Origin of the sequence: Lacipirellula limnantheis (assembly GCF_007746075.1) — a bacterium.
GTDB lineage: Bacteria > Planctomycetota > Planctomycetia > Pirellulales > Lacipirellulaceae > Lacipirellula > Lacipirellula limnantheis.
Genome location: NZ_CP036339.1, coordinates 4,640,021 through 4,653,024, shown reverse-complemented (window position 1 = coordinate 4,653,024; position 13,004 = coordinate 4,640,021). Strand labels below are relative to the sequence as shown.

Genomic DNA, 13,004 nt, shown 5'->3' with positions numbered 1-13,004 from the left:
ATCGCGATCCGTTGCCGCCTGTTAAGCAGAATTAGGTGATCAGCGCGGCCTCGATGGTGATGCCTGGACCGAACGCGAGCATGACTGCGGGAAGCTGCGCACGGCGTTGTTGCAGTTCGCGCAGAATGAACAGCACCGTCGGCGAAGACATGTTGCCGTACTCGCGCAGGACTTGCTCCGACGGCGCCATCTGATCTGCGGTGAGTTCAAGCGAAGCCGCGGCTGCGGCGAGGATGCGCCGGCCGCCCGGATGAATGGCCCACGATCCAACGTCCGACCGCCTGAGGCCATGGTTGGCGAGCCAGCCGTCCACCCACGGGGCAAGCTCTTCGGCGATCAAGTCTGGAAGTCGCGGCGACAGCGTCATCGCAAAGCCGTTGTCGCCAATGCGCCAACTCATCAGGTCGGCCGAATCGGGCAGCACGAGGGACGCATGATCGGCGAGTCGCCAATCGGGCCGATCGCAGCCGTCGCCAGACGCCGCGCGACTTCGGTCCGGAGCGATCACCGCCGCCGCGGCGCCGTCGGCGAAGAGCGCGTTCGAGACGATGGTCTGCGGATCGTCGCTGTATTGAAAGTGGAGACTGCAAAGTTCGGTCGCGCAAACCAAGACACGCGCATTCGCGTCCGCGCGGCAATAGGCCTGCGCGACCCGTAGCGCGTTGAGCCCGGCATGGCATCCCATGAATCCGACTTGCGTCCGTTGCACGCCGCGAGACAGCGACAACGCGTCGATCAGCCCAAGATCAAATCCAGGCGCGGAAAAACCGGTGCACGTCGCCGTCACCAAATGGGTAATCCGTTCCGGCAGCAAGCCTGATTCGTTCACTGCCCGCGCCGAAGCGGCGGCGGCAAGCCGCCCCGCCGATTGTTCGTAGCGAACCATGCGCTCAGCGGTCGAGGGGCCGCCGTCGCTTGCCGAGCGGCGCGGCTCAAAGAACGACTGCTCTGCGTGCTCCGCATCGCGTTGCGGTTCGAGCACCGTGCAACGCCGGGTCTCGACTCCCGATCGGCGATACAGCGTGGCGATGGCTCGCTGTTGACGTTCTGACGACGCGATCAACTCTGTCGCAATGTCCGCTGCCCGATGCTGGGAGACCGACTCGTCAGGCACGGCGACGCCGATGGCGCGGATGATCGGGTTCACGTGTTTCGGCTCAGCGTCGCGCAAGGCGGAGCGGTAACCGTTGCGGCGGGCAGGGAGCAGGCGGGAATTGGTCACGGTGAGCGGCGTCATGCGGCAATCCTTGCAACACTTTGAGGGCGATTCAATCGGCGAACGACCGGGGCGGCGAATCCGGGAAACGCGGCCGCGGCGGCAAAAACGGGACGAGCATATCGTGGCCGTCGCAGGACCGCGGCCAGGAAGCGGTTGACGTACTGACCGCAGTAGACCTCTTGACGAAGCGTTCGCTGCCAGTCCATCGCGAACTCCGGACGCCAGCGACGGCAGGCCGCGACGGCCAGCGGCGGCAAGGCTGCGGCGCCCGCGAGAGCCCAAGCCATCCCCTCGCCAGTGATCGGCTCGGTGTAACCGGCGGCGTCGCCAAGGAGAAAGATCCGATGGCCGGCGGTCCGCGCTGGGCGACGGGTCAGCGGGCGCGTTCCCCGGATCGCGACATCGGCGAGCCCGTGAATCTCGGGCAGACCGCACCGCGCAATAGCGTCGGCTATCCACTGATGAAGCTTATGTTGCCGTGCGACGGCCGCATCGACGGCCGCGCCAATGCAGAATCGCCCGTCGGCCAGCCGCGCAATTCCCAGGTAGCCGTCGTCCGCCAAAACCATGCGCAGCGTGGATGGCTCGTAGCCATCGCTGACTAGCGAAGGTCGTGGCAGAAGGCCAAAGCCCATCCGGGAATCGGGAGCCGTCACGGCGTCGAACTCGGAAAGCTGCCGCAGCGAGGGACTTCCCAAGCCGTCGGCGACGACAACGAGTTCCGCCGCGAGAAGACCGCTCGCGCCATTGGCGTAACGAAGCTCAATCGTACGACCGGCGATGGCGTCGGTAGCGTCGGCGGCGATCGGTTCGACCGTCGCCGTCGCGCCGGCGAAAAGCTGGGCCCCCGCGTCGACGGCAGCGCTGACGAGCGCGGCGTCAAAGGTCGCTCGATTGACGACGGCGCCAACCTGCCCCGCAATCGCCATGTTACGGCCCGCGCTGTGAAACACGATGCGTCGCAGCGAAGCGGTCAACTCCGAGCGAAGTGTTTCGCCCAGTCCGCACTCGTTCAGAATCGATAAGCCGCGCTCGTTGAGGCAACCCCCGCACACTTTGTATCGCGGCGCCGTTGAGCGCTCGATTAGCGCCACGCGCAGCCCTGCGCGAGCTAGCAGCAGCGCTGCGAGTGCCCCGCCCGGCCCGCCGCCGATCACCGCCACGTTCCACCGAGGCGCGGAAATCATGATCCCCCCTCGGCGTCGGCATGCCACGCGAGCGTATACCGTTCCGGCCATCGCCGTACTGCAACCGCGCCATCGAGTCCGGCCGCGCGGGCTAACTGCAATGCTTCGGTCGCCGTGAACGCGCTCCGCACCGACGCTGGGCCGTCAAAATGGACGACGGGCGAACGCGTCAACAACCGGCAGCCCCACCGTGCGAGCCAGTAACCGAGGGCCGAGCGGCAGAGATCGTCCATGATGATCGCGTAACGCGCGATCTGACTCGCGCGACGCAGCAGTTCAATCGCGTCCTGCTCCGCGAGGTGGTGCAAGAATAGCGAGCTCACCACCGCGTCGTACTCGCCGCGGAGATCGTCGAGCAGTGCGTCCGCTTGAAAAAACTCAACGTTGCTGAGCCCGGCGCGGCGCGCTCGGTCGCTCGCGGCTTCGATGGCAACCGCCGTCATGTCGCAGCCGCTGATCTCGACGAGCAGTCCGGCGCTCGCGGCACGGCGAGCAATTCCAATCGTGACGTCGGCGTTGCCGCAGCCGACGTCGAGCACGCTGAGGCGAGACAACCGTCGTTGTGCAGCGATCCGCTTCAGGCGGCGCCAAAGATGTTCAGCCGTCAGACTGACCGCGTTGATTCGTGCGATCCCGCGAAGCGCGTGATCGAGCGCCGCGGGCTCGATCTGCGGGTCGTCCATTAACTCGGCGATGCGTTGTCTTCGGCCGATCGTCCATCGGCGCGCTGCCGGACTCGCTGTGACTGACATGAGATTCGCTGAATCCTTTCAGCTGCGCGCCTCGATACCGAGCTGCGCGGCCCCCGTCGCTTCTTCGTGAAGCGACCTGTTCCGTAAATAGTGACGTGGACATCCGTAAAGAGCGGCGAATGTCCAATGAAACTCGCAACTTGCTCTCGACGATCGGATGCGATGCGTTCTATACACTAGGCGCCGTCCGACTGGAGTATGTTGCGAGCGATGGGCCGCTCCTGTCAATCTCACAATCGTACGAGTCTGAAACCTTACAGTAGCGCAAGGAAGTGAGGCCGGTGATGTTCATATTTCCGCAAAAAATCGCCCGCTACCCGCGTAAGTCGACGATTTTCTGGCTGATGATAATGTGTCTCAGTGTCATTGCCAGCGGATCTGCAGGCGCCGCGCCGGCGTCCTCCCCGGCGCTCGCCCCCGGCGACGTCCACCCCGGCAATTCGCGGGTTTACATTCGCGTCGAGAAAACGGGCTTCGGGCACGTGCACGGCGTCGTTGGCCTGCTTAGCGGCGGACGCATTGCGCTCGATGCCGAAAAAGACGCGGGTCAGATCCAGTTTGAGATGGGCAGCTTCCTCGCCGACGTTCCCTACGCCCGCAAGTATCTCGGCGTAGAAGGCGAAACCGACGCCGACACGCAGCGCGAAGTGACCGCCAACATGCTCGGACCGGAGGTCCTCGACGTCAAACGCTTCCCAACGGCGGTGTTCGACGTTGCTTCGACCCGTAAGACCAACCAGGCGAGCCGCCAAGGCCATCCCCTCTACGAATTCATCGGCGAGTTCACGCTCCACGGGGTGAAGCGACCGCTGCGGTTTCTCGCCGAAGTCGAACCTGGGAACGGTTTCCTGCGCATTCGCGGCCAGTTTCCGCTGCGACAATCCGAGTTCGGCATTAAACCGCTGCGCAAGGCGCTTGGCGCGGTCGGCGTCGCGGACGATATGATGGTTCACGGAGACATTATTGTCGTCAGCGCGCCTGGACAATGATCGACGGCGATGACCGCCGTCGCAAGATATTCTCGGAGTGATGTGGCATGGATGCAGTGATCGCAGATGGGGCCGCCGCGTGGCGGCGCGCCGCTGGATGGATTGTCGGCCTCGGCGCGCAGTTGATGTTCGCCGTCACTGTGGTTGGTCTCTACCAGTTTCTCGACGCCTCAGCGCCTCGCGACGGCGGACGAACGCCCGTTTGGCTGATGGCGAGCTGCGACCTGGGGCTTGCCCTGCTCTTTGCCGTGCCGCACAGTCTGCTGCGCCTCCCCAAACTCCAAGCCGCCATCTGCCGAGTCATTGGCCGCGAGTTCTTCGGCATCTTCTATTGCATCGTCACATGCGCGTCGCTTTGGGTCGTCTTCGGCGCCTGGCAGGAAAGCGACATCGTCATCTGGGAGCTCAGCGGCTGGCCGCGGATCGTGGTTGTCGCGGCGTTTCTCCTGTCGTGGCTCGGGCTTGGCTACAGCCTGCTGCTCACGGGGCTCGGCTATCAGACGGGCTTCACCGAGTGGAGCCACTGGGCCCGCCGGCTGCCGTTGCCGCGCCGGCGCTTCGTCCCCAAAGGCGCCTATCGGTGGATGCGGCACCCGGTGTATCTCAGCTTTGCCGGATTGATTTGGTTCACGCCGCTCATGACGCTCGATCACGCCCTGCTCACCGCCGTCTGGTCGATCTACCTGGCCGTCGGCAGCTACCTCAAGGACGAACGGCTGGCGTTCTACATGGGCGACGAATACCGCCAGTACCAACAGCGCGTGCCAGGCTATCCGCTGATCGGCTTGGGCCCATTGGCCCGAAGACGGCCAGCCGCGTAGTCGTCGCACGACCAGTAGCAGATGACGAGCGATCGCGCCGAGGTCGCAGAACTCAGTTGCCGAACTCAACGGCGTACGCTCAAAAAAAGAAGTGGAGCCAAGGGGGATCGAACCCCTAACCTCTGCCTTGCAAATTCGCGCAGAAACAAGAGCGTTCTAGGCGTTTCCTTCGTTGTTTAGCGAATGATACAGCCCCAAGAAGGTAAATGCAAACTATTGCATTCGATGTCATTAAATGCCGGGGAATTGCGGTATAACCGCGCGGAAAGCGAGCTCAAAACGGTAGGCAATTGGCGGTCTGTACCGTTTCGAGGCTCCTCTTATCATCTTTTGTGTCGTCGACTTAGCAATTTATCTTCGCGATTGCTTCACGTGTCGCCGGACATAAGGTCCGGACAACTCATCTCGTGATTGCTCTGACAATTCGGTGGTGTGTCGATCCCAAGCTGCGCCACGCCGTGGGAGTATGTCGGCTTCGACCAGCGGAGCAGGATCGAGACCGGCGTACTTAGTACCACGGGCAACCTGATCGCATCGGTAAAGCACTCGGGCCAGCGGGCGACTAACCTACCGGTCGCTTGCTGCGCGGGAGCCGGCTACCGCTAAATCCAGTGCCGTTTGGCGGCATGAATGCTTGGGGAGCTTAACGCCCAGCCCTCAGTGAAGAGGCTGCTGCGACGGCGTCCAGAGCGCATCGCACGATTGTCGCACGAACTTGCTCTCTACTTTTTCGGCTCTCGCCTGTCGCGAGGGCGGTTGTGTACCTCACACGACCGCCCTCGACAGGGGCGGTCCCTTTGAAAAGGAACGTCCCATGAATGGCTCAGCAATCGTCGCTGCTGATGACGCCCCTCCCCTCCCCTGGCAAGCCTCGTTCGTCCAGATGCTGCCGACGATCCGGCGCTACGCGCGAATCGCCTTCCGTGAACTGGCCCCCGAAGAACGCGAAGAGGCGATCCAAACGGTCATCGCTTCGGCTGCGGTCGCCTATGCCGGGCTTGCGCAGGCGGGTCGAGCGAAGCTCGGCTACGCCACGCCGTTGGCCCGTTACGGCGTGCGGCGCTATCGATCCGGGCGTTTGACCGGAAGCCGTGACAATGCGGCGGACGTCGGCTCGGTGAAATGCCGGCTGCGCGGCTGTCGCACCGAACCGCTCGACTCGATCGCCCAGTCCCTTAGCGACTACCGACGGGCAAGTCCCGCGGAGATGGCGGCTTTGCGGATTGACTTCAGCCAGTGGTACGGTTCGCTCTCCCGTCGTGATCAGCGCGTGGTCCACGCGCTGGCGCAGGGGGAACGGACGAGCGCCGTCGCGGAGCTCTGTCGGCTGACCGCCGGACGAGTCAGCCAGCTGCGGCGCGAGCTCCATGACAGCTGGCGATTGTTCGTGGGAGATGCGGCTCCGAGTCCGTGCTAGAGCGCGCGGGAGGGCTGCCAGCGCGGGGGCGTTCGCTCTGGCGCTGGCGGCCGCCCTGCCCTCTCCTGAGGAGCAAGGGGGCTATCGCTTAGCTATCAGCGACGATGCGCGTTGGTTCTCCGTATACCTGAAGCTACTCGCCTAGTAATTGCCAAGTGACGTGCAAGGCCGAGGCGAGAGCGATCGCCAACGCTTGGCCTGAGCGTCATTGCTGACACTTATCACGAGATAGTTGCCGGACATGATGTCCGGCGACGTCGCTTGACGCCTACATTTCTCCGTGCGTTCCTGCAACGCCACCGCCAAACGCGATCAAAGAGGCCAAGAAGCAACGCAGTAGTAACTGCGGTGCCGGCAACGAGAGAAATGCGACGTCGATTGGTTCAGTACTGCCATAACACTGTGTTGCTAGGTTGTTTTCTTTCGCGGTTTCACACGCACCCAGCTGTCGTCATCGATGATAAGACTGTGGTACTCCATACGGCCACTCTTGCCGATGAACCGGTAGCAAATGACGGGGCGCTGCCAGTCGTCCAGAAAGGCGACTTGCGTTGATCGTCGCCGAGCAATCAGGCGTTTGTAAAGCCGCAACGTGTCCTTATGGACGAAGTAGCCAGGCTGAGAAAACTCCGTTGGCAATCGGACGAAGCGAACCCGGTCGCCAACTTGGAGCTTTCGCCAATCCTCTTCCATGGCACTCACTATAGCGGGTGGGGAAGTCGCCTGCGAACTCCGCTATACTGGCGGGCATGCTCACCTACATCCGCTACGCTCTGGCGACGTTCTGCTTAGTGACGAGCGTTGGCTGCTTCGGATTGTGGTCGCGGAGCAATGCTCAACGAAAAACAGGAGTACAGATATGGTCGAGAGATTTGACGGCTTAACTGTTAAGCAACTGACTATCGTGGACGACGCAGAGCGAGTGCGTGCAATGATCTCATGCTCGGAGGGCGACGGTCGTCCATACTTACAGCTTCTGGATTTAGCAGGATGTCCGCGACTTGAGCTGTCACTCGATGCCGATGGCTCACCTCACATCGCTCTCTTTTCAGCAAAAAGCGTGCTCCAAGGTTCTTTCGGCCTTAGCGCTGCAGACGGCGGAGCGGGGGTTACACTATGGTCTGAAAACGGCCGCTTCTTTAAAGTCGCTGGCGTGTCAAATGGCGGAGTTGAAGATGATCAAGGGAAGGCCATCTTTGATGAGTCACGTGAGCCTTAGATCGGTAGAGTAGCTTAAGTGGCCCAGCACCTCCGCACACTCCTTGCGACTATTTGCTTCGCGGCGAAACACTAATATGCCCGATCCCTCTAATTACAAGATCGCGAGAGTTGGCCAAGGAGCTGGCGGACGCCATTGTCGGCTTGGAAGTGTCGGGAGCCGTATTCACGTTTGACACACATGGTCAGCGAGTACGGGTCAAAGTGGACGTTCTCGATGAAGCGACTCGCCGTCGGATTGATGTAGCGCATCGCCGGTTAACTGCAGAATATCGCGCGAGGTATTCTAGATTCTCGCAGCTGCGTCTCAACCTATTGCAACGCTTATAGCATCGCTGGGCTGTTGGGGCTGGCGGTGATTTTGTAGGAACACGACCGGGTGGCGGTTAAAATGCGAGGCTGATCGACGACGCCATCCAGTTCGCAGTTGATTTCGGGTCGATCGTCTCGCGTGGCGTTGCCAAGCTCTTGTGGCTGCGACGTGACGCAAAGCCCTCAAGCCTAGAGACTGGCCAGAGCGTCAGCGCCGCGGTCATCGTGCTCGGCGTCCTCGCTGGAATTGCCGCAATCGCAATTCAATGGCTATTCACCGCCTGACTCTGACCGGGAGGCGGGGGGCTAGGGCTGCTTCCTCGATGACGCATCGCCATTAGGATGAAGTGATGCCGTCAGATGCCGTCATCGTCGTGCTGCTGCCCGTTGGGGCCGCACTGCTTCTCTTCTCGTTAGTGCGAATATTGGAGTTTCGCCGGTACTCCGTGCTCAACCTCCTCGTTTTCACCACTGGCGTGGCGGGGCTTATTACGTCACTGCTCGCGCTTCCGTGACCTTCCGCCTCGCCCATCGCCAGTGGGTAGCTAATTGCGTCAGCCGCGGCGAGCTATGTTAGACGGCTGAGCGGGTTCTTCGGTCGGGAAATTCTGCTCGTAACTCCCAACAATGCAACACTCCAGACTGCCAGGAACCACGACCGCGGCTCTGGGATTACCACCACCCAGCCTTCCCACTGGCCCATCGGGCTGCCATTCGCTGGCAACGGAGTGCCCGGGGCAAATGGGGCAGCTAACCTTCGCGCCGGGATCTGTTCAGTGGCATGCGTGGCTAGTGGAGTGGTCTTCTCGCTAGCGCAGCGACGCCCTAAAGATTCCGGCGATGATGGCGACCACGGCCGTCACTGTCAGCAAACGACGGACGGTGAATCTCTCGAGCATGGCCCAGCGGCAGAGCCCAGCTGCAATGAGCACCAAGCCGTCGATGAGTACCGTGAAGATGAACCTCGGTCCGTTCATGTCACTGACTATAGCGGGTGGGGAAGTCGCCCGCGAACTCCGCTATAATAGCGGCCATGCTCAGCTACATCCGCTACGCCCTGGCGACCCTTTGCTTCGCGGCGAGCTTTGGCTGCAAACGATTAGCGTAGCACAGTTGCAGACGATCACTGCGGCAATAATCTGATCAAAGAATGACCAGTCCCCGCTAGAGTCATATAAGATAGAACGAGGCTTGACGAAGACTAGCCACCATCCAAACGCCAATTGGTTCGCACACAAGCATATTGCCGCCAGCCGCGAGCATGCCGTATAGAGGCTATGGTGGTGTAGATAGAACCTCAGTGCTACTAGCGTCATGATTGAAAACGCTGAAATCGGGAGCATGACGGCGATAGACTTGTTTCGCTCTGGGATCGTTATGTCTGCAAACGAGCCCGAAGCCATTGCCGCACAGAACAGTAAACTCAGGACGCAGATAATTGAATTGGCGAAGTAGGCGATCTTCCTTGCCACACTCTGTAGGTAGGTACGATCGCGACTGACAACGGTACAGGAAATCAATAGATCAGCGTACGCGAGAGATATTGCGATGATAGGGCTAACTATGCCTTTGCTGATGCCAGCGAATAAAGCAGCAGCTATCGATAGCTGCCAGAAAAGCGTGCTTAATTGATACTGCATATTCAGATAGTTGCGAGACGTTCCAATGTTTCAACTGCGCTTCTACTTGATCGACAATAGGAGTTCAACTGCGCACTGATCTGGATGGCCGGGATTCACCAATTAAATTGCCGTGCAGCCACAAATCTTATGGTGTTGACTTGATGAGCCGTCACAGCAGTTGTTCTTCAATCACTAGATTTGTCCGCTAAGCGCAGGCGACGTTCTGCTTCGCGGCGAGCTTTGGCTGTTCGTATTATGGGGACATGGCATTATGCGGACCACCCGGTAGGACTGCGGGGCATGATCGGCTGACCCCGTCGATATTGAATGATGGTAACCTTTGTGCAATGCGATTCACGCCCCGACTCTTCCTGTATGTGGCGATGCGCGACGTCGCATTGTGTGGGATGTTCTATAACTTATGTGATATCCGTAATCGCTGTCTCTGGATTGGAATGTTTGCAGTTGGCTACGTTTACTTGTGAGCGCTCGTTGCCTTCCTGAAACGAAGGTCAGCCGATTAGTTGCGTCTATGGCGAAAACACTCCGCTACGCCTTGGCGACCGTTTGCTTCGCCGTCATGTTCAAAGCCTCGATCTAAATCGCTGATGAATTTGACGACTTTCCGAAAGTGCGATACACGATGGGCCGGTTGCTGCTTGTCGTGTTTGCGGTTGCGTTCGTCTGTTTCGGAATCTCGTCGTTACTGCGGCACCGTGATCCATTCGCCTTCCGAATGTTTGACAAGGAAGTCTGGGGGGCGAACGCGAAAAGTATGGACGCCGATAACCCTAGAGCCTCGATGTGCCGTGACCTATTGACCAACCACGTTCAGGTAGGGATGTCACGACAAACGATTGAACAGATGCTTGGCCAGCCCGACGGAGGCGAGACAAATGACACTTCAACTTATATTCTAGGGATGTGGAGTGGAATGAGAATGGACTGTGACGTGCTGGAGATAGAGTTCGATACACAAGGTAAAGCAGGCCGATTGTCGGTGATGCAGCACTGACTTTGCCGAAGTAAGCCCTCGCGTGCCTGCGACACGTACCCCCGCCTCTTGGGTAGCTCCAGGCCTCCGCCGCCAGCTCTCCGTTCCCACGCTTTTCATTTACGTCAACGTCGTTGCAGCTTGGCCGGGGTATGGCGGTGATTCTTCAGGAAGCAGACGCGGCGGCGGTGAAGGCGGAAAAGAATGTCGAGATGAGACCGAATCGATTCAGCCTACGACGTGCGATGCTCTCCACCACTCTCATAGCGATTGGTATGGCTGCAATTCCGATGGCACCGCATTTTGATTTTGATAGTAACTTTGGTGACGCACTGAAGTTCCTATGCCTCGTGTGCTTTTTTAGCCTGCCGGGCGCGGGAGTTGGGCTCTTGTTTGGGAAGCCTGTGGTGGGCGCGATTGCGTGGCTATGCGTTGGCGTGGTCTACGTCAATATGTTTAGGTGAATAGTGCCCTACCTCTGCCAAAAAGCTGACAGCTGGGGTAGCTTGGAAAGCCGAACGACGGTTAAGAAGCGTATGAACGCCTTCTACGGTCCTATCATCCTCATCCGCGACGTGGCACCTAATATCCAGGTAGCGGGAGTAGTTCTTTTGCTGCTCTTCCTGCCTTGCATGCTTTTAGTTTTCATTCGGCCCCGTCCGTGGTCCATCGTCGTCGCAATTATGGCCGGCTTGGCATGGCTGGGAGTGGGCGTCATCGGGATGGGCATCGATTGTTAACCGAGCCGCTCACCTCGCTTTCGCCCCGCCCGTCGCCGGCGGTTATAGTGGGGGCATGGTCTACCTTGGCTCAGTGATCGCCATAGCCGGCGCTGCTTCTGGAATTCTAGGCTGGGCATTGTTTCGTCTTCCTGGCGTTCGCGTATTGAGCTATGCGCCAATCTGGAGACTTCCAAGGCTTGTTTCGCCAACCGGCTTGAAGATCATTGCCGTTGGCGAAGTGGTCATGATCGTCGGCGAAATCGTGATGTTCCTGCAGCTGTTTTCGATTATTGAAGCAGAGCCGTCGATTCCATAGTTTCGTTCCAGCCGTAGGAAGCCAAGTTTGCGGGCGGCGAGCCCGGGGGCGGTAGAGTGGCGGGCATGCTCCAATCCCTCGCCATTGCCGCTGCTCTGAGAGACTTGGTCCCTTGGATTCGCCCGAGCCGTCGCCAGCGGGTAAAGTGGGGCCATGAGTATTCCAAAGCGGACACGGCGATTGATCCAGTTCCTGGAGAACGCATTGCGCAAAAGCGCTCAACTCGGGCCGCCAAAAGGTAAGTGTTCCTTCTGCTGCAGGCCGCACCGTGAATCGGGGCCGCTAGCTCAAGGCCCGATGGGCGACCTGATCTGTTTCGACTGCGCGGGGGCCACGCTCGGAATCATTGCCGATGAGATCGATAGACTGGATGCGGCCTCGGCGACTCGCGACGGAGCTGGCGAAAAGCAGCGGCGCAATGTTGCTATCCTTCGTGCGGCGGAAGCGACCCACAGTGCCTCGATGTCCTTTCCAGAAATCTTGGCGATGCTGAACGCAGCCGGAGTGGATTGCTATTTCGTTGACTATTGTTCTATGAAAACCACGTACTACGCAGGCGGAGACGCCGTCAGCTGTCCGGTTTCATATAACGACATGCCCCCGATTGCTGATGGCTTCGATGTCGAGCTGCTAACCGCTGCTATGCTGGATAGCCAGACGAAGGATCAATCGCATGAGAGTTTCTCTCGAAGAGTCGTTGAAGCCGGGGTGTTTGGTTATTTCGCTTTTCTCAAGGGTCGGCGGGTTACCTACCTAAGCCGGTCCGGCGCGCAGCATACCGAGTGGTTTCCTGACGTGAGGACCGACACCTGAACGGGTCGTTGAGTGAGCCATCAGGATGACGATATGAACTGGGCGACGTTCATTCTTGTGGTTGCCGCAGTTTTGCTAGCGGGATGCAGCGAGCCAAACAATTCGCCGCCGGCCGCGCAATCGATTCCGCCCTACGCCCCTTCGACATTTCGAATCGATGTCACTCGCCTCATTGGCGACCACCGATATCAGGAGGCGGCGGCTTACTTGCATAGTGCGGACGCCGAGCGTCAGGCAGTCCATGATCGTTCTGGTTTTATCGCCGTCGCCGAGGACGCCATAGTCCTTCCTGGTGCGCCTGCGGACGCTCAGTTCGATGCGAAGCGCGATTGGGAACTGCCGGGTACGTCAGATGCAGTTATCGACGTTGCCTGGCAGGCTGCGGCCACGAAGTTTGCGGAAGCTTATAATGCGATAGCAATAGAGCGTCCCAACAATTAGCCTTACACCGCCTTCGCCGCCCGCAGGGAGGAGAGGGGGTCGGCGTCATCCATTTCTGACGCGAATCCCACTGTGCTCGGAACGCCGTCGGTCGCCCGGCAATCTGCCAGGTGGAGCTAGACGATCGCCGCCGGACATCATGTCCGGCAACTATCTCGTGATAACTGTCAGCAATGACGTT

At 59.8% G+C, this 13,004-nt stretch carries 16 protein-coding genes and 1 tRNA gene; 11 read left to right on the top strand and 6 right to left on the bottom strand.

The genetic code is table 11. The features are described from left to right. Positions 1 to 31: 31 nt before the first annotated feature. From I41_RS18100 to I41_RS18090, 3 genes are read right to left on the bottom strand one after another with little or no spacing between them, the layout of a single operon-like run. Positions 32 to 1,237: a type III polyketide synthase gene (locus I41_RS18100; RefSeq protein WP_210420989.1), complete on the bottom strand. Its 1,206-nt coding sequence runs from the start codon at positions 1,235 to 1,237 to the stop codon at positions 32 to 34. Continuing rightward, a complete protein-coding gene (locus tag I41_RS18095) occupies positions 1,234 to 2,406 on the bottom strand; it encodes an NAD(P)/FAD-dependent oxidoreductase (RefSeq protein WP_168206995.1) in 1,173 nt (390 codons plus the stop codon). The genes I41_RS18100 and I41_RS18095 overlap by 4 nt, the downstream gene beginning before the upstream one ends. Continuing rightward, positions 2,403 to 3,158, bottom strand: coding sequence for a methyltransferase domain-containing protein (locus I41_RS18090; protein ID WP_145434308.1), 756 nt, complete (start codon positions 3,156 to 3,158; stop codon positions 2,403 to 2,405). Before I41_RS18090 ends, I41_RS18095 begins: the two co-directional genes overlap by 4 nt. 350 nt (positions 3,159 to 3,508) lie before the next feature. On the opposite strand from I41_RS18090, the gene I41_RS18085 reads away from it, so the two are divergent. Continuing rightward, a complete protein-coding gene (locus tag I41_RS18085; RefSeq protein ID WP_168206994.1) occupies positions 3,509 to 4,147 on the top strand; it encodes a YceI family protein in 639 nt (212 codons plus the stop codon). A gap of 47 nt (positions 4,148 to 4,194) precedes the next feature. Further along, complete coding sequence (locus I41_RS18080; RefSeq protein WP_145434306.1) at positions 4,195 to 4,968, top strand: methyltransferase family protein; 774 nt, start codon at positions 4,195 to 4,197, stop codon at positions 4,966 to 4,968. Positions 4,969 to 5,060: 92 nt separating this feature from the next. On the opposite strand, the gene I41_RS27390 is transcribed toward I41_RS18080, so the two are convergent. Then, positions 5,061 to 5,164 (bottom strand) — tRNA-Ser (locus tag I41_RS27390). 236 nt (positions 5,165 to 5,400) lie between these two features. Here I41_RS27390 and I41_RS27385 point away from each other — a divergent pair. After that, positions 5,401 to 5,574: a hypothetical protein gene (locus I41_RS27385; RefSeq protein WP_168206993.1), complete on the top strand. Its 174-nt coding sequence runs from the start codon at positions 5,401 to 5,403 to the stop codon at positions 5,572 to 5,574. A gap of 208 nt (positions 5,575 to 5,782) precedes the next feature. Then, positions 5,783 to 6,385 carry a hypothetical protein gene (locus tag I41_RS18075; RefSeq protein WP_145434305.1) on the top strand — a complete coding sequence of 201 codons (603 nt, stop codon included), beginning with the start codon at positions 5,783 to 5,785 and terminating at the stop codon, positions 6,383 to 6,385. A gap of 408 nt (positions 6,386 to 6,793) precedes the next feature. Here I41_RS18075 and I41_RS18070 read toward each other — a convergent pair whose 3' ends face one another. After that, positions 6,794 to 7,078: a hypothetical protein gene (locus I41_RS18070; RefSeq protein ID WP_145434304.1), complete on the bottom strand. Its 285-nt coding sequence runs from the start codon at positions 7,076 to 7,078 to the stop codon at positions 6,794 to 6,796. Positions 7,079 to 7,244: 166 nt separating this feature from the next. On the opposite strand from I41_RS18070, the gene I41_RS18065 reads away from it, so the two are divergent. Continuing rightward, positions 7,245 to 7,604 (top strand): hypothetical protein, encoded by a 360-nt coding sequence (locus I41_RS18065; protein WP_145434303.1) that lies wholly within the window; start codon positions 7,245 to 7,247, stop codon positions 7,602 to 7,604. A 661-nt stretch (positions 7,605 to 8,265) separates the two neighbouring features. Continuing rightward, positions 8,266 to 8,430: a hypothetical protein gene (locus I41_RS27380; RefSeq protein WP_168206992.1), complete on the top strand. Its 165-nt coding sequence runs from the start codon at positions 8,266 to 8,268 to the stop codon at positions 8,428 to 8,430. Between the two features lie 294 nt (positions 8,431 to 8,724). On the opposite strand, the gene I41_RS27375 is transcribed toward I41_RS27380, so the two are convergent. Next, entirely contained in the window at positions 8,725 to 8,892 is a 168-nt protein-coding gene (locus I41_RS27375; protein WP_168206991.1) for a hypothetical protein, read from the bottom strand. A 1,288-nt stretch (positions 8,893 to 10,180) separates the two neighbouring features. Here I41_RS27375 and I41_RS18060 point away from each other — a divergent pair. The 5 genes from I41_RS18060 (at position 10,181) to I41_RS18040 (ending at position 12,823) form a co-directional block, all read left to right on the top strand. Then, entirely contained in the window at positions 10,181 to 10,552 is a 372-nt protein-coding gene (locus I41_RS18060; RefSeq protein WP_145434302.1) for a hypothetical protein, read from the top strand. A 131-nt stretch (positions 10,553 to 10,683) separates the two neighbouring features. Further along, a complete protein-coding gene (locus I41_RS18055; protein WP_145434301.1) occupies positions 10,684 to 10,995 on the top strand; it encodes a hypothetical protein in 312 nt (103 codons plus the stop codon). Positions 10,996 to 11,326: 331 nt separating this feature from the next. Continuing rightward, a complete protein-coding gene (locus I41_RS18050) occupies positions 11,327 to 11,569 on the top strand; it encodes a hypothetical protein (protein WP_145434300.1) in 243 nt (80 codons plus the stop codon). Between the two features lie 153 nt (positions 11,570 to 11,722). Next, positions 11,723 to 12,382: a ClpX C4-type zinc finger protein gene (locus I41_RS18045; RefSeq protein WP_145434299.1), complete on the top strand. Its 660-nt coding sequence runs from the start codon at positions 11,723 to 11,725 to the stop codon at positions 12,380 to 12,382. A 12-nt stretch (positions 12,383 to 12,394) separates the two neighbouring features. After that, positions 12,395 to 12,823, top strand: a complete 429-nt coding sequence (locus tag I41_RS18040; protein ID WP_145434298.1) for a hypothetical protein — start codon at positions 12,395 to 12,397, stop codon at positions 12,821 to 12,823. Positions 12,824 to 13,004: the final 181 nt, after the last annotated feature.

Excerpts from the sequence above, each read along its gene's own strand:
- I41_RS18100 (WP_210420989.1), bottom strand. The coding sequence starts at position 1,237 with ATGACGCCGCTCACCGTGACCAATTCCCGCCTGCTCCCTGCCCGCCGC.
- I41_RS18095 (WP_168206995.1), bottom strand. The coding sequence starts at position 2,406 with ATGATTTCCGCGCCTCGGTGGAACGTGGCGGTGATCGGCGGCGGGCCG.
- I41_RS18090 (WP_145434308.1), bottom strand. The coding sequence starts at position 3,158 with ATGTCAGTCACAGCGAGTCCGGCAGCGCGCCGATGGACGATCGGCCGA.
- I41_RS18085 (WP_168206994.1), top strand. The coding sequence starts at position 3,509 with ATGTGTCTCAGTGTCATTGCCAGCGGATCTGCAGGCGCCGCGCCGGCG.
- I41_RS18080 (WP_145434306.1), top strand. The coding sequence starts at position 4,195 with ATGGATGCAGTGATCGCAGATGGGGCCGCCGCGTGGCGGCGCGCCGCT.
- I41_RS18075 (WP_145434305.1), top strand. The coding sequence starts at position 5,783 with ATGAATGGCTCAGCAATCGTCGCTGCTGATGACGCCCCTCCCCTCCCC.
- I41_RS18070 (WP_145434304.1), bottom strand. The coding sequence starts at position 7,078 with ATGGAAGAGGATTGGCGAAAGCTCCAAGTTGGCGACCGGGTTCGCTTC.
- I41_RS18065 (WP_145434303.1), top strand. The coding sequence starts at position 7,245 with ATGGTCGAGAGATTTGACGGCTTAACTGTTAAGCAACTGACTATCGTG.
- I41_RS27380 (WP_168206992.1), top strand. The coding sequence starts at position 8,266 with ATGCCGTCAGATGCCGTCATCGTCGTGCTGCTGCCCGTTGGGGCCGCA.
- I41_RS27375 (WP_168206991.1), bottom strand. The coding sequence starts at position 8,892 with ATGAACGGACCGAGGTTCATCTTCACGGTACTCATCGACGGCTTGGTG.
- I41_RS18060 (WP_145434302.1), top strand. The coding sequence starts at position 10,181 with ATGGGCCGGTTGCTGCTTGTCGTGTTTGCGGTTGCGTTCGTCTGTTTC.
- I41_RS18055 (WP_145434301.1), top strand. The coding sequence starts at position 10,684 with ATGGCGGTGATTCTTCAGGAAGCAGACGCGGCGGCGGTGAAGGCGGAA.
- I41_RS18050 (WP_145434300.1), top strand. The coding sequence starts at position 11,327 with ATGGTCTACCTTGGCTCAGTGATCGCCATAGCCGGCGCTGCTTCTGGA.
- I41_RS18045 (WP_145434299.1), top strand. The coding sequence starts at position 11,723 with ATGAGTATTCCAAAGCGGACACGGCGATTGATCCAGTTCCTGGAGAAC.